The organism is Microcoleus sp. N9_B4, from assembly GCF_036701635.1.
In the GTDB taxonomy this organism is placed as follows: Bacteria; Cyanobacteriota; Cyanobacteriia; order Cyanobacteriales; family Microcoleaceae; genus Microcoleus.
Genome location: NZ_JAUBRC010000026.1, coordinates 62,329 through 79,462 on the forward strand (window position 1 = coordinate 62,329; position 17,134 = coordinate 79,462).

The following is a 17,134-nucleotide window of genomic DNA, read 5'->3' on the forward strand; positions in this document are numbered from 1 at the left end:
TTTGATTGCAGAACTAGGTTTTTAAATATAAAAATTGACGAACAGGGGGTCAACTGAATCAACTGTAAATTGCTCCTCTATTGAACTTGGAGCTGACAAAATTTACAAAAATTCTGTCAGCTCCATATTAGTATCAACTCCGGGCGATCACCACTTATCCTCCAACTGGGGATGCAATAGCAGAGACGACGTTCAGGTTGGCAACCAACCCATACGTTGATACATACTCTTCTAACTCTGCTAAATCAACAGTGCCATTTTTATCGCTGTCAAGAATGTTGAAAAGATAATCAGTGACGTAGCTTCTGACTTCTTCTGAGCTACGTTCGCCTGTTGTCATATCTTCGATTAGCCCTAACAACTCCATAATCTCAGTTCGATCGAGCGCCTTACTTCCATCCGTATCCAATTGCAGGAAAAGCTTTTTGATATCTTCTGTTGCCACTCTCGAAGAACGCAGTGTTTCTCTCAATATGTCATTGCCAAATGAGTTCATGAACAATATCTGTTCGATGAGTGGTATGCAGAAGAACCCCAGCGCTGCCCAAAAAATTGCATATTTTACGGCTTCGGGATTTGCTGTTGAACTAACTCCGATGAAAAGAGCCGCCCAAAGGAAAAAGTTTGGATTCACAAGCAGGATATAAGCATCCCGAGCTTCTGCCTTACTTAGCTTGCCCTTTGTCACTACTGAGGTTAATGTAGCTACCACGCGCATCGAGACAAAGACCAAAGTTGCCAATGCTAGCTGCTGCAAACAAGCTAGCGAGCGATTCGGATCGGTTGAAGAAAATAGATCCGAAATGAAGGTTGATGGAGTGAACTGAAACCCTGTTGCCAAGGCCATGAATGCAACAGCCAGGACTCCGATAAATTTCCAGTTTTTACTGTGGTGGTTTGATTCAACCGGAGATTTGTCACGCCAAAATTGGGCGATCGCTCCGGGTATTGCCAGACCTAGAATTAGAATGACACCGAAGAAGATCAGACTGTCAACATTAATGGGTAAATTGGCAACCTTCAATGTAGCCAGCAGCGCGAGTGGAGCAACGATTGATAGCGTTCTTGACAAGAGAGCCGACGGATAAAGATTACCGCCCCAAAGCACGGATAAAACTGGGGAAGTAAGGGCTGGTGGAACCATCCAAAACAGCACCCACAAAACTTTGTACAAATCGGCTTCGCTCTGATACAATATTCCCGAAAATATTAAGAACAGCCCAACTGCCCATCGCACGGCCATCCACCCGTAAACGAGATACTTCACAGTAGAGGTTACTTTGCGTTTACTCGCTGCAAAGTCAATGTCTAGGTAGGTATAAAACGTTGAGGCGGCAAGACACGCAACGATTATCGATCGAAATAGGACTGACGGAATCCCTGCTTCTGAGGTGCTGATTGCCCTTGCCAAGCTTCCCAGCAAGAAGGCGGCTGCATAGATCAAAATCGCCCACATAATGGAAAGGTCGTTGATCTCTTTCCGCACCGAAGCGGCACCGCCGGATTCCTTGTCGCGAAACTTGACGAGATCCACACCGCTGAGAGCTTTACCATTGGGAAGTTTCAGGTGTTTATAAGCTGTCGGCGGTAGACCGCTTAAATAAAGTGCTAGAGGCTCCAACACATATTGGTGGCACACTACTAGAACTGTTTCACCGCGTTCTAAGTGCGGTACAACTTTATCTTCGTAGAAACGGGCAGCGCGAGAGTAAACTTGGGCAATCTTTTCGCCCGCCGGGGGTGATTCGTTGTGCGAGTGCAACATTTCCTCGAAGCCTTCGTAGCCCAGGGCTAGACGCAGCAAATTTAGGTTGCGACCCGCAAAAATGCCAAAGGATTTTTCGCTAATTCTATGGTCTATCTCAACGGGGGTATTTGGCGACTTTAGTGCTTGACTTTCAGCAAGGGCGATTTCACAGGTTTGCCTAGCGCGTCTCATGTGGGAGACATATACTGCGTCAAACTTTGTACCTTTTTTCTTCAGGTCAACACCTGCACGGCGTGCCTGCAGCCTGCCAAATGATGTGAGATCGACATCCAGAACTCCTGCAAAAATATTGCGTTCGTTACTGGTACTTTCACCGTGCCGAATAAAGTAGACACGTCCTAGCTGTTCTGCATTGAATTCTTTGTGTGAAGCCACAGAAGTTGTTGTGGCTGCATCGTGGAATTCACCTGTAACTTCGATCGATCCATTGTCGGTACTTTCTACCCGATCATCTAAGTTTCTAGTGTTCATTATTTACTTTCACTACGCCTTAAACAGGATTTAGATTCTTTTCCAAAATTGAAGTTTCAAACTTTTAAGTCACACGAGTTAACGACCAAAGCACTCTGCTACGAAAACAAGGTCTTGAACCGTGCTGAGTATAGTCTGAGCCAAACTCCTCGGAGTGTAGCAACGCTCACTAATTGCTCAGGAGCGATCGCACAATTGACAACATGAAGACTAACCAAATGCCCAACGGATCGGGGGCAAAATTTTAGATAAAAAAGCCCAGTTCGCTCTCGCTCTCCTACACCAACAGATTCTTGAGTATGGCAGCAGCTTAAGGGTGAGTTTAGGGGATCGATCGCACAACTGACAATAACTTTTGTAAAAAAACAGCCGTACACTTCGATAATTATCACTTTTGCGCCTGCATGACAGCCAAAAAGATTATGCTAGAATCCATCAATACGCAGTCGTAGGTTGGGCACGGGCCGAGAAGAGCAATCTTCTTGCAGTCTAGGGGAGGTTGTAGGTCAGCCACCATTTGGGTCTTCCCAGTTGAAAGCCACCCTGCAACATGAGCCTGGAATCTGCAACCGCAGCCGAGTGCGGCAGATAGGTTGGGAGTGTCGCGCTAGAATAAGCAGTACGAGTTAACACTCGAACACAAACGCTCGTTGTGCGAGCGTGACCTCGAAACGGGCACATAGCAGCAGGTGATGGGAATAAATCATGTTTGAACGCTTCACAGAAAAAGCAATAAAAGTAATCATGTTGGCCCAGGAAGAAGCTCGCCGCCTGGGTCACAACTTCGTAGGGACAGAACAGATCCTCCTGGGTCTGATCGGAGAAGGAACCGGGGTTGCAGCGAAAGTCCTCAAATCAATGGGGGTCAACCTCAAAGACGCGCGGATTGAAGTGGAAAAAATCATCGGGCGCGGTTCCGGCTTCGTAGCAGTCGAAATTCCGTTCACTCCCCGCGCCAAGCGGGTTCTAGAACTATCCCTAGAAGAAGCTCGCCAACTCGGACACAACTATATAGGTACTGAACACCTGCTGCTGGGCCTGATCCGCGAAGGTGAAGGAGTAGCGGCCAGAGTCTTGGAAAACCTGGGAGTAGACTTGTCGAAAGTCCGCACCCAAGTGATTCGGATGCTGGGAGAAACCGCAGAAGTCGCAGCCACTGGCGGCGGCGCCCGCACCAAAACCCCAACCCTCGATGAGTTCGGAGCCAACTTAACTCAAATGGCGGTCGATGGCAAGCTAGACCCAGTAGTCGGACGCCAAAAAGAAATCGAACGGGTAATTCAAATCCTCGGTCGCCGCACCAAAAATAACCCGGTGCTCATCGGGGAACCCGGAGTCGGCAAAACCGCGATCGCCGAAGGTCTGGCCCAGCGCATCGCTAACAACGATATTCCAGATATTCTCGAAGACAAGCGCGTCGTCACCCTCGACATCGGCTTGCTCGTCGCCGGCACCAAATACCGGGGCGAATTTGAAGAACGCCTCAAAAAAATCATGGACGAAATCCGCACTGCGGGTAACGTGATTTTGGTGATTGACGAAGTGCACACTTTGATCGGTGCAGGTGCGGCGGAAGGGGCGATCGACGCAGCGAACATCCTCAAGCCGGCTCTGGCAAGAGGCGAACTCCAATGTATCGGCGCTACCACCCTCGACGAGTACCGCAAGCACATCGAGCGCGACGCAGCCTTAGAGCGGCGCTTCCAGCCCGTCATGGTCGGCGAACCCACCGTTGACGAGACGATCGAGATTCTTTTCGGTCTGCGGGAACGCTACGAACAGCACCACAAGCTGAAAATTTTGGACACGGCCCTGGAAGCTGCAGCCAAACTCTCTCACCGATACATCTCCGATCGCTTCCTCCCAGACAAAGCAATTGACTTGGTAGACGAAGCTGGTTCTAGAGTCCGCTTGATCAACTCCCAACTGCCCCCCGCAGCCAAAGAACTTGACAAAGAACTGCGCCAAGTCCTCAAAGATAAAGACGAAGCGGTACGTTCTCAAGACTTTGACAAAGCCGGCGAATTGCGCGATCGGGAAATGACGATCAAAGCCGAAATTCGCGCTATTTCCCAAGCCAAAAAAACCGACTCGGCCCGCACCGGCGAAACCGACCCATCGCCAGTTGTCACCGAAGAAGATATCGCTCAAATCGTGGCAAGCTGGACGGGCGTCCCGGTAAACAAACTGACCGAATCCGAATCCGAAAAGCTGCTGCACATGGAAGATACCTTGCACCAGCGCTTGATCGGCCAGGAAGAAGCAGTGAAAGCCGTTTCCCGCGCCATCCGTCGCGCTCGCGTTGGCTTGAAAAATCCCAATCGCCCGATCGCCAGTTTCATCTTCTCCGGGCCCACCGGCGTCGGCAAAACCGAACTCACCAAAGCCCTAGCCGGCTACTTCTTCGGTTCCGAAGACGCGATGATTCGGCTGGATATGTCCGAATACATGGAACGGCACACCGTCTCCAAACTCATCGGTTCCCCTCCCGGCTACGTCGGCTACAACGAAGGCGGCCAACTCACAGAAGCAGTCCGCCGCCGTCCTTACACCGTGGTGCTGTTCGACGAAATCGAAAAAGCCCACCCCGATGTCTTCAATATGCTGTTGCAAATATTGGAAGACGGCCGCTTAACAGATGCCAAAGGTCGCACCGTGGACTTCAAAAACACGCTGCTGATTATGACCTCAAACATTGGTTCTAAGGTGATTGAAAAAGGTGGCGGTGGTCTCGGTTTCGAGTTCAGCGACAACCAAGCCGATGCTAATTACAACCGCATTCGTTCTTTGGTTAACGAAGAACTCAAAAACTACTTCCGCCCCGAATTCCTCAACCGACTCGACGAAATTATCGTCTTCCGCCAGTTGAACAAGGAAGAAGTCAAGGAAATCGCGGTCATCATGCTCAAAGAAGTGTTCGGTCGTTTGACAGAACAGGGAATCACTCTGGAAGTGACCGAAAAATTCAAAGAACGGCTGGTAGAAGAAGGCTACAACCCCAGCTACGGAGCCCGACCCCTGCGCCGCGCCATTATGCGCTTGTTGGAAGACAGCTTGGCTGAGGAAATCCTTTCTGGCCGCATCAAAGACGGCGACACCGCTGTTGTGGATGTGGGCGAGGACGGAATTGTTAAGGTGCTGCAAGGTCAAAAGCGGGAATTGCTGCCCCAAGGCGCTGAGTAAGTTTGAGTTGTGTGCGATCGCGATTAAAGTTTTGAAATAACCAATCTCGTAATCGCAAACAACTCAAAATCCTCAAATAAAAAAGGTAGAGAATTTAAATTCTCTGCCTTTTTTATGAGTTAATATCAAGAGGAGAGTTATTGTATAAATCTTTGATTGATAGGGAAACCGCAGATGCAACGCAGATGCAACGCAGATGCTTTTCAAGATTGCTTGCAAATGCCTGCACTTCACGTCTAGTAATTAACAGCGACATACTTCAATGGTAAGCTGTACTGCATTTAAATTGTATATTTTGGACTGGTTCGCGTGTGCAGCTAGTCAGGGTTTGATTATTTCTGGAGATGCAATTTAAATGCTAAGCGAGCTTAATCAAATAATTAGTGGCAACTATTTAGCGAGGACTTTCATGACATCTGAAAAAAAGAATTTGGGTACAAAAGTAGCAGAAAATCCGCCGGAAAGCTGGTGGCAGAAAGCGTGGAAGTCGCAGCGAGAAAATCTTCAGATAGTGATTATTGCTTTGAGTTTAGCAATAGTGATTCGAGCCTTGGTCGCCGAACCGCGCTACATACCCTCAGATTCTATGGTACCCACTTTGCACGTGGGCGATCGGGTCGTAGTGGAAAAAATCTCCTACTACCTCGAAACTCCCAAAACTGGCGACATCGTAGTATTTGCCCCGCCCGAAAAGTTGCAAGAACAAGGCTTTACCCAAGACCAAGCATTCATCAAGCGGGTAATTGGCTTACCGGGTCAAACCGTCGCCGTTAAAAAAGGTTTAGTTTATCTCAACGACAAACCCCTGGTCGAAAAATATATTGCCGAACCTCCTAAATACCAGTGGGGGCCTTATCGCGTCCCAGAAAATGAATACTTTGTGATGGGAGACAACCGCAACAACAGCAACGACTCCAGCAGGTGGGGATTTTTACCTAAGCAGAATATCATCGGCCGCGCTGTAGTGCGGTTTTGGCCTCTAGAACGCATCGGGCAAGTTTGAAGAAGTCATTAGTCATCAGTCATCAGTCATTAGTTATTGGTTATTGGTTGGTTGTTAGTTTGAATAACCAATAACCAATGCCCGATGCCCAATGCCCGATGCCCGATGCCCGATGCCCAATGCCCAATGCCCAATGCCCAATGCCCAATGCCCAATGCCCGATGCCTCTCCTGTACGGAAATTTCTACTAATTCTTGTACCTTCAGGGGTAGGGACTTCCTCCGGCAACTGATAAAATAGTACAAAAAGCAGCGGGATTTCTCGCCTCGATCAAAATTAGTTGAATATTAAAAAATTAGGAAAGCTATGGGATTTTTTGATTCAGAAATTGTTCAGCAAGAAGCCAAACTGTTGTTTGAAGACTATCAATCTCTCATCAAACTAGGTGGCAATTACGGCAAATTCGATCGCGAAGGCAAGAAAATGTTCATCGCTCAGATGGAATCAATGATGGAGCGCTACCGTATTTTTATGAAGCGCTTTGAGCTGTCTGAGGACTTCATGGCTCAGATGACTGTAGAGCAGTTAAAAACACAGCTCAATCAATTTGGCATCACGCCCCAGCAGATGTTTGAGCAAATGAACTCAACGCTGGAGCGGATGAAATCTGAGCTGGAAAAACAATCCTAGTGAGCAGAAGGAAGTTCGGCAACGGATTCTGTAACGGATGTAACGGATGTAACGGATGTAACGGATGTAACGGATGTAACGGATGTCAGGAAGAAGGAAGAAGGAAGAAAAAGAAAGTATTCCCAATGCCCAATGCCCAATGCCCAATGCCCAATTACTAATGACTGATAATTAAGGCCGCTCAAAAGATGAAGCAGGTTTGAAACTTTCTGCGGGAACTCCCTGCAAAGCTTGGCTCATAAAATCACGCCAAACAGGGGCGACAATCCCACCACCAGTAGCACCGTAGCTCATCGGTCTATAATTATCGTTGCCCATCCAAACAGCCACCGACAACTGCGGCACGTAACCCACAAACCAGATATCCCGTTCTGAGGAAGTTGTACCAGTTTTCCCAGCAGCCGGTCGGCCAAGTTGAGCTGCCCTTGCCGTTCCGCTGGTAATTACCCCTTGCAGGGCGCTGTTGACAGATGCTGCTGCCCAGGAATTGAGAACTAATTTGGGTTTGGGCGTATTGTCGAGCAAGACGTTGCCACTGCTGTCAGTGACTTGCACGATAAACGTGGTGTCAGAATGCCAGCCGTTGTTGGCGAAGGTAGCAAAAGCTCCGGCCATTTCTAAAGGAGTGAGGTCAACGGCACCCAAGGGCAAAGAAATCACCGGTTCCATCGGACTTCTGATGCCTAGCACGCGGCAAATCTCAATCACTTTATTCAATCCGACTTCTTGGCCAAGCTTGACGGCGGGAATGTTCAGAGATACTTCCAAAGCTCTGCGGATGCTGACGGCACCGGAGAACCCGCCGCCGTAGTTTTGAGGGTAGTAGTAGCCGTCGCCGTCGCGGTAGCCGACAGGGGAGTCGTAGACAACTGAATCCGGGGTGTATTTGCCACTAGCAAAGGCAGCGTAGTAGATAAAAGGTTTAAAAGAAGATCCGGGCTGGCGACGTGCTTGAATGGCGCGGTTGAACTGACTCTTTTCGTAATCGACGCCGCCAACCATTGCTTTGACGAAGTGGGTGCGGGGATCGACGGCGGCTAGGGCAATTTGACCTTCATCGCGATCGTAAAACAGCCCTTGGTAGTAAAGCCGATTGTGCCACGCTTTGACGGTTTCTTCGGCTATGCGCTGCATTTTGAGGTCGATCGTGGTTTGAACGCGCATTCCTCCCTTAACCACGGCATCTCGCCCGAAACGCCTTGTCAGTTCCTGGACTACGGCTTGTGTTACGTAAGGAACTTGAGAGCCGCCAAAAGAGGTAATTTTACCTAGCTTAATTTTTTCCTGGCGGGCTGCAGTTTCTTGGGCCGGCGTAATCCATTTAAGATCCTTCATGCGGCCTAAAACGAGGGTTTGCCGCTCTTTTGCCAACTTGTAATTGACGAAAGGACTGTATTCTTCGGGCGCAGAAATTAAGCCGGCCAGCATCGCTGCTTCTGAAAGAGTCAAATTACTTGCTGATTTGTTGAAATAGCTTCGAGAGGCTGTCTCTACGCCGTACAAGTTGTGACCTAAGTAGATTTGATTCAGGTATAGTTGCAGAATTTGGTCTTTGTTGAGAATTTGCTCCAAGCGGATAGACATTACCGCTTCAGCTACCTTGCGACTAAATTTTGACTGGGGAGAAAGAAACAGGTTCTTGACTAGCTGCATAGTCATAGTCGAGCCGCCTTCAACGGTTCTCCCTTTTTCTAGGTTGACTATCAGAGCTCGGGCTATCCCGCCGGGGTTGATACCTTTGTGGGTGAAAAAGTTGCTATCTTCGATCGCCAGAACAGCTCGTTTCAGGTTCGGGGAGATTTGGTCAAGGGGTACGACATCCCGGTTGGCTTCGTCGTGGATGCTGGCTAGCGGCTTGCCGTTGATGTCGTAAATGTGGGTAGTTTCTGTGGGAGAGTAGGTTTGCAAGATCCGAACATCTGGCAAATTGCGGAAGCTGATCGCTAAGCCAACCAGTCCACCAGCGACTACGGAACTGGCAAGCATTGTCATGCTGAGTATGGTTCCGGCGGTCACTTTACTGACTGACTGAACAAACTCGAATACGGGGGCTGAGTTTTCCGTGTTATTGCGGACTGCGTTGGTTGACACGTGGATTTCACTTCCTCACTCGATTTGGGGTTTAAGACTTTTAATTTTAGATGCGAAACCTAGAGACTGTCAGTCGATTTTAGATTTGAGATTTTAGATTTTAGATTTATTCCACAGATGAATCTGGGAGTTTGAACAAGAGTCTAAAATTTGGGGATCTCCACGACTGTTGTCGGGGGCTGGTATCCGTTTTTGGGCGGGGTCAGCTAATGAAAGCCGGTCAGCTTTCGGATTATAGTAGCGTGATAGTTATGTTTTTATGTGTCAACCAGTGAGTGTAACTAATTCTGCTGCACTTTGGCAAAATATGATGGACGATCGCTCCCCGATGATAACTCCTAACCTTTCAGCGCTTTACCGCGGCGTCAGCGAGATTTTTCCCGATCGACCTGATTCTAGCAACTCTGACGAAAATTTAGCCCAACTCCTGGCAAAAGTCGATCGACCGTTGCGAGTCAAACTGGGAATCGACGCCACAGGGGCGGATATTCACTTGGGACACAGCATTTGCTTCCGCAAGCTGCGAGCTTTTCAGGATGCAGGCCACACGGCGGTACTGGTCATCGGAGATTTTACCGCAAGAATTGGCGATCCGACTGGAAAATCGGAGACGCGCGCTCAGTTGACGGCCGAACAAGTCGCCGAAAATGCCAAGACTTATTTAGAGCAAGTGCGTCCAATTCTAGATTTTGACACGCCCGGACGCTTGGAAATTCGCTATAACTCCGAGTGGTTGTCAAAATTGGACATGGCGAAGATTTTGGAACTGCTAGGCACGATGACGGTGCAGCAAATGCTCGCTAAAGAGGGATTTGATAACAGGATGCAGCAGGAAAATGCGATTTTCCTGCACGAGTTTCTGTATCCAGTCATGCAGGGCTACGATTCCGTAGTCTTGGAAGCCGATGTAGAGTTGGGGGGAACTGACCAAAAGTTTAATATTGCTGTCGGGCGAGATTTTCAGCGGCATTTTGGGATGAAGCCACAGTTTGGTTTGCTGATGCCGATTTTGATCGGGACTGACGGCGTGCAGAAGATGTCGAAGTCTTTGAATAATTATGTGGGTTTGTCGGAAGACCCGCTGACGATGTATTCTAAGTTGGAGAAAATTGCTGATAGTTCGATCGCGCAATATTTTGAACTATTGACAGATTTGCCACTTGATGAATTGCCAGAAAATCCGCGAGAAAAACAGAAACTTTTGGCTTTGGATGTGGTGCGCCAGTATCGGGGGAAGGAAGCGGCGGAACGCGCACAACAAGATGCAATTGCGCTGGTTAAAGGTGCTGCGGGACAAGCTGATGCTGTGGCGGAGTTTTCTTTGGCAAACGTGCAGTTTCCGGCTAAGTTGTTTTATATTCTAAGTGCTAGCGGGCTTTGTAAAAGCAGCGGTGATGCGCGGAAGTTGATGCAGGGCGGCGGGGTGAAGTTGGAGGGCGATCGGGTTTCTGATGTTAATCTTACTTTTGAATCACCTGCTGATTTATGCGGTAAGGTTTTGCAGGTTGGGAAGAATAAGTTTGTGCGATTGGTGTCTTGAATCTCTTTTTTAACCGCAGATGAATACTGAAGATGAACGCTGATGAATGCTGATAATCGAATTATTGTTGCTTTGGATGTTTCGAGTCAAGAAGAGGCGATCGCGCTTCTTGACAAACTGCCTGATGTATCTTTCTGGAAAGTGGGTTTGGAACTGTTTGTGAGTTCCGGGCCGGGGATTTTGGAAATTTTAAAACAGCGGGGAAAGCGGATTTTTCTCGATTTGAAGTTTCACGATATCCCGAATACTGTGGCTGGTGCTTGTCGGGCTGCTGCTAAGTACAATGTGGATTTATTGACTATCCATTCTACTTGTGGTAAAGATGCTTTGAAAGCGGCACAGTTGGCTTTGACTGAAGGGGCGGCGGCTGTGGCTCAACCGACTCCTAAGTTGATTGCAATTACTCTATTGACGAGTTTGAATTCGCGACAGTTGGCTTTTGAGTTGAAAATACCTTTGGAGTTGCCGGAATATGCTTTGCACATGGCATTGTTGGCTAAGGAAACGGGTTTAGCTGGGGCTGTTTGTTCTCCGCAAGAGGTGGAACAGTTAAGAATGAGTTGCGGGGATGATTTTGTGTTAGTTTGTCCTGGTGTGCGTCCGAAATGGGCCGATGGAGGCGATCAAAAGCGATCGATGACTCCAAAGGCTGCTTTGAAAGCTGGTGCGGATTATCTGGTGATTGGGCGCCCGATTACTGCTGCGTATGATCCGGTGGCGGCTTTTGCGCGTATTTGTGAAGAGTTGGGATAACAATAGGAATGTTGTTTTTTACCGCCGATAAAAGCCGATGAACGCCAATAAAATTTTATCTGCGTTCATCTGTGTTTATCTGCTGATATCTGCGGTGGCCACTCCGACTATTGCGGTTAATTTTGTGACCAATCATGGTCACAGTATAAATGCCAGTCGGTATGAGTTGTTAGTGCGATCGCCCTGTCCCGCTGATTTAGAAACTTTGGTCGATCGCCTGTTGCAAGATTTGCCGAGTTATGCTAATCGCGTAATTGTGCGATCGCACTTTTCTCCTAACACTAACACACCGCCCGGTTACGCGCTGCCTCAAATAATTTTAGCCGGCCGCCCGGAGTTTGAACCGCTACCTTTAAATTCTGGGGATGCACTTCCTGACAATGCTAGTCAAGTTTTTATTACTACTTTGGAACGGCAGTATCGCGGGGGAAAACCAGTCGAAATTCAGCAATATCATTGGTTGTTTTTCACTAAAACGGAGAAGGGCTGGGAGTTGGCAAAAATCTTTTCTCGGTTTGGTACTTCGGCGGATATTCGTCCTTTATTAGGTCAAGATAGTGAAAGCGAAATTGCTGAGGCTATTCGTTTGTGGTTGCGCGATTGTCAGGCAAAGCCATAACTTTCGCTGGTTCCGATGATTTTTTTTACACTTAAAAATAGCCTCTTGACAGCACGTCATCTTCGTCTAGTTCATCTTTACCAATCATCCCTTCAATCTCACTTAAAAATCTCATAAAAACTTCCGGTGCAAAGGGGTTGTTATCGAGATGGTTGACAAAATAATCTTTATTTTTCTTTCTTCCCTCTACCTTACTAAAAGCACTTCTTATATTAGACGATAAGCGTTTTGCTTTTCTCAAAATTAGTATCTCATCAATAGCTGTAAGTGATGAGCTAATCGGCGACATATCAAGCCACTCACATAGCAAGAAATACTTGGCTCCTGGTACACTCAATTTTACATCCAGGGCAGTTGCTGCGCCCTCTTGAAACATGGTTTTATCAAGATTTGTTTTACACTCAGCCGCAACATAAGCAATATTTGCCTCGCGGGAGGTAGTCTCCTTAAAATCTTGGTTATGAGAGGCTTTTAGAAATATTTTTCTACTAATCGCAAAATCTTGATCCTTGGCTCGAATACTCATCCCACCGCCTTTTGGACTGAGTTTTAAACTTGACTCAAATCGTAGTGATGAAAAACACTGTGTTGGGCCAAAGGATAATTCTTTGTCCTTTAATGAAGCTGCAAAGACGGTTGTAACTAAGATAGGTATAAATTCTTCAATAATTGAGTTGTCAAGTTTTAATTGCCCTTTTTGACGGTACAAAAAATCATTGTCACTGTCAAAAATTAGTTCAACGTCAATGTATCGCTTATAGGAGGTTAGATGGGATACCATCTCTGGAACAACTTTCAGATCATCCCCCCTGATGTTTTTAAGCGTTTCCAACCATTTTTTATAGTATTCGATTGCTTGATTAACACGCCGTTTATCTGTAGGAGGTAATTTCACGTTATCAAGTAATGCTGCTAGTTTGTCCCCATGTGGTTGAGCTAAATTAAACATAATTTTCTTCTTTTGGGTTGAGTATTTCAATGGTTTTCCGTGAACGCTGCAGATCGAAATAAGGTGAGCGCTGTACTGTGGCAACCTTATCGATAGCATCCTTGATTTCATATTTTACTTGTTCATTCGCTACGGAATAAGCAGATATTAAGGCTTCTATAGAAAGAGCTCTGGCTTGATGTATGGCAAAATAATACTGTAAGTCTTCTCTTTTTGTAAAGTGTAGTATATCTTCTTTGATAATTTTTCCATAACGATTTACAAAACTTCTTTCTTGACGCATATCTAAGCTAATCCCCAATACTTGACGAGCAACTTCTGCAACTAACTCCCCGTTTGAAAAAGGCGTCCCTCTAATATTTGATTCTTTACCTACTACAAATATTATTCTACTGTTAGGGCTGCATATTCTTAACAATTCTTGCAAAGTATAGGCGATGTCTAAGCAATATTGAATGACAGTTAGAAATCTATTACTTCTATGCTTGCGATTAGAACCAAACTCTGATTTTGCCACCTCTAAAATTTTCCAGTTTAGTGCTTCAGTAGAACCGCGATACTGCTGATGATAGTTAAATACATTGATATAAGGGGGGGAGGTAATCACAAGATTGACGCTGGAGTTTTGTAAGGGAACGTGTCTTGCATCGGCATTGTAGGCATTTATCGGCTTTTTACTATAGGGTAGTTTAAGGACAAAACTAGCGATATTTTCCGCAATTGTAAAAACTCTTGATTTGGTAAGTTTTTTGTTTTCTAAGTCTAGCAATATCACTAATACTTCATGTAGAATATTAAGGAACTTTTCTTCATCATCAACTGCTACGTCTACAATTTTATCTATTAAATCACTGGGTGTAAGTTCTTTATGGATTGTTTGGAAGAGTGGCATTCTCTCCCATATCTCTGTTTTTAGTTGAGTGAGAAAACAATTGATACATTTTTCACGCTTTCTTGGTGAAAGAGTGATGAATTTATAAGTGTTAGCTAGGATTAAAGCTGCTGGATTGATTTCTGTTCCGCAGGCTTCCAGTCCGAATCTTCCTGCCTCATATAAAACTGTTCCACTACCTAAAAATGGATCAAAAATCACACTATTTTTATGGGCATACTTATCAATCAAAGTTTCGATAAACTGGGGTGAGAATTGCCCTTTCCAGGGAAGTGGATTAGTACGTTGTTTATCTTCAATGTCTAATAGTTCTTGAGGAATTTCTTGTCTGTTGATAGGAGTTTCACTAAAAATACTAGAGACAACCATAATTCGGATTTTTACTACGGGGCGTGACTTTATGAATGGAAAGCGGGAACTTGTTTTGTTGATAGCAGGTAAAAATCAGAGATTGTTGGTGAAACCAGCCCCCTACCAATTGCGAATGAAAATTAATTATAATTTGTCGGTGGGTCGGGGCGGGTTTTAAGATTGTGGGTAAAAATCAGAGATTGTTGGTGAAACCCGCCCCGACAAATCAACAAGAAAAATTGATTATAATTGCTCTTTTAATTCGTCTAGTTTAGCCTTGATAGCTTGCATATCCTGCCACATAAACCATTTCGGAGTTTCCGGTTCACGGGAGGGATTTCGCAACAAGTATGATGGGTGAAAAATCGGCATACACAAACGATTTTCCCATTCAATCCATTGACCTCTGATTTTACTAATGGGCCGCTTGTCGCTTAGCAAACCTTTGAGGGCTGTTGCACCGGTTAATAAAATAATTTTGGGGTCTAAGATGCGTATTTGCTCGATCAAGTAAGGTTTGCAAGCTTCGATTTCTTTTGCTGTCGGAGGGCGGTTGTTGGGAGGGCGACATTTGATGACGTTGGCAATGAATACGTCGGTTTCTGCACTCAATCCCACAGATTCTAAAATCTTATCTAACAGTTTGCCCGATCGCCCGACGAAGGGTAATCCGGTTTCGTCTTCGTTTTGTCCGGGGGCTTCTCCCACAATCAAAATTGAGGCTTGAGGATTGCCGCGCCCGATGACGGCGTGAGTGCGGCTGTTGCCCAATTCGCAGCGGTGACAGCGGTTGCAGTGCTCGCCGATTTGTTCCATATTTTGATAAGTGCCGGGAGGAATGGGAATTTTGGCATTTGCTGGTATTGAGTCTGTTTGGAAAGTGGCACTTTGATTGTTGTCAAAAAGGCTGAGTTGCAAGTCGCTGGACATAAATTTTACAATTAGGGAGATATTTTGGAGTCTAGAGTTTATAGTTTAGATCGGGTTTGGTGATTTGAGATTGGCTAGAAGCTTGTGTGCGATGCTGTCCATTCCCTACGGGATAGCTACACTCGCGCGTACAATCTCCAATTAACACTGGCACAATCTCCAATTGTTTGGTTGAGCTCGTACAGGCAAAAATATGTTCTCTAACCCGTTTTTTGACGATCGCGCCGATGCTGGCGAAAAACTGGCCGAGGCAGTTGTGGACGAGTTTGGCAAGTTGAGTTTAATGACACAGGAGGCGGTGAAACCGATTGTTTACGCCTTGCCGCGCGGGGGTTTGCCCGTTGCTGTGCCGATTGCGCGCCGCTTGGGCTGTCCTTTGGATGTGGTTGTTGCCAAAAAAATTACTCGCCCAGATAATTTAGAATTGGCGATCGGGGCTGCAACTGCTGATGGCCATGTTCTCTGGCAAAAGCAAAAGCAGCACAATTTGCGTTTGCAAAAATCAGCATTGCCCCTAGCTCAAAATAATGCTCAATCTCTGCTGGCAGATTTGTCTCCTGGACGCCCAAATATCAGCGCGGCTGGGGCTTTGGCGATTTTGGTAGATGACGGCATTGCTACGGGGATGACGATGGCTGTGGCGGCTAAGGCTTTGCAGTCGCAGCAACCGGTGGCTTTGTGGATTTGCGCGCCTGTCGCCCCGGCAGATTTGATGGGATTTTTGGCCCCGATGGCCGATAAGTTGATCGTTTTGGAGACTCCTCACCCTTTTTACAGTGTCAGTCGCTTTTATGGGCAATTTCCGCAGGTTGAGACGGCGGAGGCCTTAAGGTGTTTGCAGCAACAAACTGAATGGCGATCGTAGGTTAAGCTAGAAGGCTAAATCCAAAAGCTCGATCGCTAAAACATGAGACCTTGGCAATATTGGTTGGACACTTTGATTCTGTCTACTCAGCACAATCCGCCTCGCTTTGTTGAGTTGGTGATGTTGACTTTGGCGATGATTTTGCTCGGGCTGTGGAGTGTAACATTGCAGTGGCAGTATTTAACGCTGTCTCTGAGTTATATAATTGGTTCGTCTTTTTCAATTTTGGTGCGGGAATCCCTCGGCCCGCGGCCTCAATTTCAGCTAACTCACCTGACAGCTTTGTTGTTATTAATTATCAGTTTTTATAGTTTTGCTGAACTGATTAGATAGTTAAGGGAGTTGGGATTTGTAGAGGCGGGTTTTACAATGTCATTGCGAAGGTGGTCAAGCAATTGCAGAACTTATGTAGCAATCCTCAGCGGGTTGTGAACTAGATGTTTTTTTGAACTGAGATGTTGCACCATTCTCAATTACTTGTTTAGGAACAGGCTTTTCGGCCTGTTCCACAAGAAAATTCACTCTTTGTGGAACAGGCCGAAAAGCCTGTTCTTGAGAATGGTGCAAGATGTGAGTTTGAACGAACCGCGAAGACGCGAAGGACGCGAAGGAAAGATCGAGAGTTCACAAATCATTAGCCATCATCCTACATTCTAATGGGATTGATGTAAAATTATGCGGTTGCCGGCAGGATCGAAGGCATAGATTTCTAGACCGTGAGAAGCTTTGAGAATTTCTCCCGCTGGCGGATATCCTAAAGCCCAAATTCGGGCGATCGCAGTTTCGATATCGCTGACTTCCAGACACAAACTCATGCCTGTTTTTGCTCGATTTGCAAATTCCGATTTGTGGGAATCTTTGGGTTTGAATATGCCGATTCTTAAGCCTGGGAGTTGAAATTCAGCATAAGTATTGGGAATGTAAGGGTTTGGTTCTATGTCGAGAAATTTTGTGTAAAATTTAACTAGAACTTCTTTATCAAGGTCTGCTAAAGTCACTAGGGCGGCGCTGTATTGGAAACTCATATAAATTGGTAATGGGGAATTGGTAATTGGTAATATTATACAACATTCACTGCAATATCAAAAC

General features: G+C 46.3%; 14 protein-coding genes. 8 read left to right on the forward strand and 6 right to left on the reverse strand.

Annotated elements, in window-relative coordinates; all coding sequences use genetic code 11:
• Positions 1 to 154: 154 nt before the first annotated feature.
• Positions 155 to 2,239 (reverse strand): histidine phosphatase family protein, encoded by a 2,085-nt coding sequence (locus QUA43_RS18245; RefSeq protein WP_333375746.1) that lies wholly within the window; start codon positions 2,237 to 2,239, stop codon positions 155 to 157.
• A gap of 705 nt (positions 2,240 to 2,944) precedes the next feature.
• Here QUA43_RS18245 and QUA43_RS18250 point away from each other — a divergent pair.
• The 3 genes from QUA43_RS18250 to QUA43_RS18260 all read left to right on the forward strand — a co-directional run bounded on the left by QUA43_RS18250 (position 2,945) and on the right by QUA43_RS18260 (position 7,055).
• The gene (locus QUA43_RS18250) at positions 2,945 to 5,422 is read left to right on the forward strand and encodes an ATP-dependent Clp protease ATP-binding subunit (RefSeq protein ID WP_190733781.1); all 2,478 of its coding nucleotides are present in this window, start codon (positions 2,945 to 2,947) and stop codon (positions 5,420 to 5,422) included.
• A 409-nt stretch (positions 5,423 to 5,831) separates the two neighbouring features.
• Positions 5,832 to 6,425: a signal peptidase I gene (lepB, locus tag QUA43_RS18255; protein ID WP_333375747.1), complete on the forward strand. Its 594-nt coding sequence runs from the start codon at positions 5,832 to 5,834 to the stop codon at positions 6,423 to 6,425.
• A gap of 306 nt (positions 6,426 to 6,731) precedes the next feature.
• On the forward strand, positions 6,732 to 7,055 hold the full coding sequence (locus QUA43_RS18260) for a DUF1825 family protein (protein ID WP_006632589.1): 324 nt from the start codon (positions 6,732 to 6,734) through the stop codon (positions 7,053 to 7,055).
• Positions 7,056 to 7,226: 171 nt separating this feature from the next.
• Here QUA43_RS18260 and QUA43_RS18265 read toward each other — a convergent pair whose 3' ends face one another.
• Positions 7,227 to 9,146, reverse strand: coding sequence for a transglycosylase domain-containing protein (locus QUA43_RS18265; protein ID WP_333375748.1), 1,920 nt, complete (start codon positions 9,144 to 9,146; stop codon positions 7,227 to 7,229).
• Between the two features lie 307 nt (positions 9,147 to 9,453).
• On the opposite strand from QUA43_RS18265, the gene tyrS reads away from it, so the two are divergent.
• The 3 genes from tyrS to QUA43_RS18280 are packed head-to-tail and all read left to right on the forward strand — an operon-like array spanning position 9,454 to position 12,058.
• Positions 9,454 to 10,686: a tyrosine--tRNA ligase gene (gene tyrS / locus QUA43_RS18270; RefSeq protein ID WP_333375777.1), complete on the forward strand. Its 1,233-nt coding sequence runs from the start codon at positions 9,454 to 9,456 to the stop codon at positions 10,684 to 10,686.
• A 42-nt stretch (positions 10,687 to 10,728) separates the two neighbouring features.
• On the forward strand, positions 10,729 to 11,439 hold the full coding sequence (pyrF, locus tag QUA43_RS18275) for an orotidine-5'-phosphate decarboxylase (RefSeq protein ID WP_333375749.1): 711 nt from the start codon (positions 10,729 to 10,731) through the stop codon (positions 11,437 to 11,439).
• Positions 11,440 to 11,476: 37 nt separating this feature from the next.
• On the forward strand, positions 11,477 to 12,058 hold the full coding sequence (locus QUA43_RS18280) for a hypothetical protein (RefSeq protein ID WP_333375750.1): 582 nt from the start codon (positions 11,477 to 11,479) through the stop codon (positions 12,056 to 12,058).
• Between the two features lie 31 nt (positions 12,059 to 12,089).
• Here the strand turns inward: QUA43_RS18280 and QUA43_RS18285 are convergent, their stop codons facing one another.
• The 3 genes from QUA43_RS18285 to QUA43_RS18295 form a co-directional block, all read right to left on the reverse strand.
• A complete protein-coding gene (locus QUA43_RS18285; protein WP_333375751.1) occupies positions 12,090 to 13,007 on the reverse strand; it encodes a Bpu10I family restriction endonuclease in 918 nt (305 codons plus the stop codon).
• The gene (locus QUA43_RS18290) at positions 13,000 to 14,268 is read right to left on the reverse strand and encodes a DNA methyltransferase (protein WP_333375752.1); all 1,269 of its coding nucleotides are present in this window, start codon (positions 14,266 to 14,268) and stop codon (positions 13,000 to 13,002) included. Before QUA43_RS18290 ends, QUA43_RS18285 begins: the two co-directional genes overlap by 8 nt.
• Before the next feature lie 225 nt (positions 14,269 to 14,493).
• Complete coding sequence (locus QUA43_RS18295; RefSeq protein WP_333375753.1) at positions 14,494 to 15,180, reverse strand: uracil-DNA glycosylase; 687 nt, start codon at positions 15,178 to 15,180, stop codon at positions 14,494 to 14,496.
• Positions 15,181 to 15,373: 193 nt separating this feature from the next.
• Here QUA43_RS18295 and QUA43_RS18300 point away from each other — a divergent pair, with 193 nt between their 5' ends.
• Positions 15,374 to 16,045 (forward strand): phosphoribosyltransferase family protein, encoded by a 672-nt coding sequence (locus QUA43_RS18300; RefSeq protein WP_333375754.1) that lies wholly within the window; start codon positions 15,374 to 15,376, stop codon positions 16,043 to 16,045.
• Between the two features lie 42 nt (positions 16,046 to 16,087).
• Complete coding sequence (locus tag QUA43_RS18305) at positions 16,088 to 16,378, forward strand: hypothetical protein (RefSeq protein ID WP_190733766.1); 291 nt, start codon at positions 16,088 to 16,090, stop codon at positions 16,376 to 16,378.
• 320 nt (positions 16,379 to 16,698) lie between these two features.
• Here QUA43_RS18305 and QUA43_RS18310 read toward each other — a convergent pair whose 3' ends face one another.
• Positions 16,699 to 17,070, reverse strand: coding sequence for a VOC family protein (locus QUA43_RS18310; RefSeq protein ID WP_333375755.1), 372 nt, complete (start codon positions 17,068 to 17,070; stop codon positions 16,699 to 16,701).
• Positions 17,071 to 17,134 lie beyond the last annotated feature (64 nt).

Coding starts and splice junctions, on each gene's coding strand:
- QUA43_RS18245 (WP_333375746.1), bottom strand. CDS start 2,239: ATGAACACTAGAAACTTAGATGATCGGGTAGAAAGTACCGACAATGGA.
- tyrS (WP_333375777.1), top strand. CDS start 9,454: ATGATGGACGATCGCTCCCCGATGATAACTCCTAACCTTTCAGCGCTT.
- QUA43_RS18305 (WP_190733766.1), top strand. CDS start 16,088: ATGAGACCTTGGCAATATTGGTTGGACACTTTGATTCTGTCTACTCAG.
- QUA43_RS18310 (WP_333375755.1), bottom strand. CDS start 17,070: ATGAGTTTCCAATACAGCGCCGCCCTAGTGACTTTAGCAGACCTTGAT.
- pyrF (WP_333375749.1), top strand. CDS start 10,729: ATGAATGCTGATAATCGAATTATTGTTGCTTTGGATGTTTCGAGTCAA.
- QUA43_RS18290 (WP_333375752.1), bottom strand. CDS start 14,268: ATGGTTGTCTCTAGTATTTTTAGTGAAACTCCTATCAACAGACAAGAA.
- QUA43_RS18285 (WP_333375751.1), bottom strand. CDS start 13,007: ATGTTTAATTTAGCTCAACCACATGGGGACAAACTAGCAGCATTACTT.
- QUA43_RS18280 (WP_333375750.1), top strand. CDS start 11,477: ATGAACGCCAATAAAATTTTATCTGCGTTCATCTGTGTTTATCTGCTG.
- QUA43_RS18300 (WP_333375754.1), top strand. CDS start 15,374: ATGTTCTCTAACCCGTTTTTTGACGATCGCGCCGATGCTGGCGAAAAA.
- QUA43_RS18260 (WP_006632589.1), top strand. CDS start 6,732: ATGGGATTTTTTGATTCAGAAATTGTTCAGCAAGAAGCCAAACTGTTG.
- QUA43_RS18295 (WP_333375753.1), bottom strand. CDS start 15,180: ATGTCCAGCGACTTGCAACTCAGCCTTTTTGACAACAATCAAAGTGCC.
- QUA43_RS18250 (WP_190733781.1), top strand. CDS start 2,945: ATGTTTGAACGCTTCACAGAAAAAGCAATAAAAGTAATCATGTTGGCC.
- lepB (WP_333375747.1), top strand. CDS start 5,832: ATGACATCTGAAAAAAAGAATTTGGGTACAAAAGTAGCAGAAAATCCG.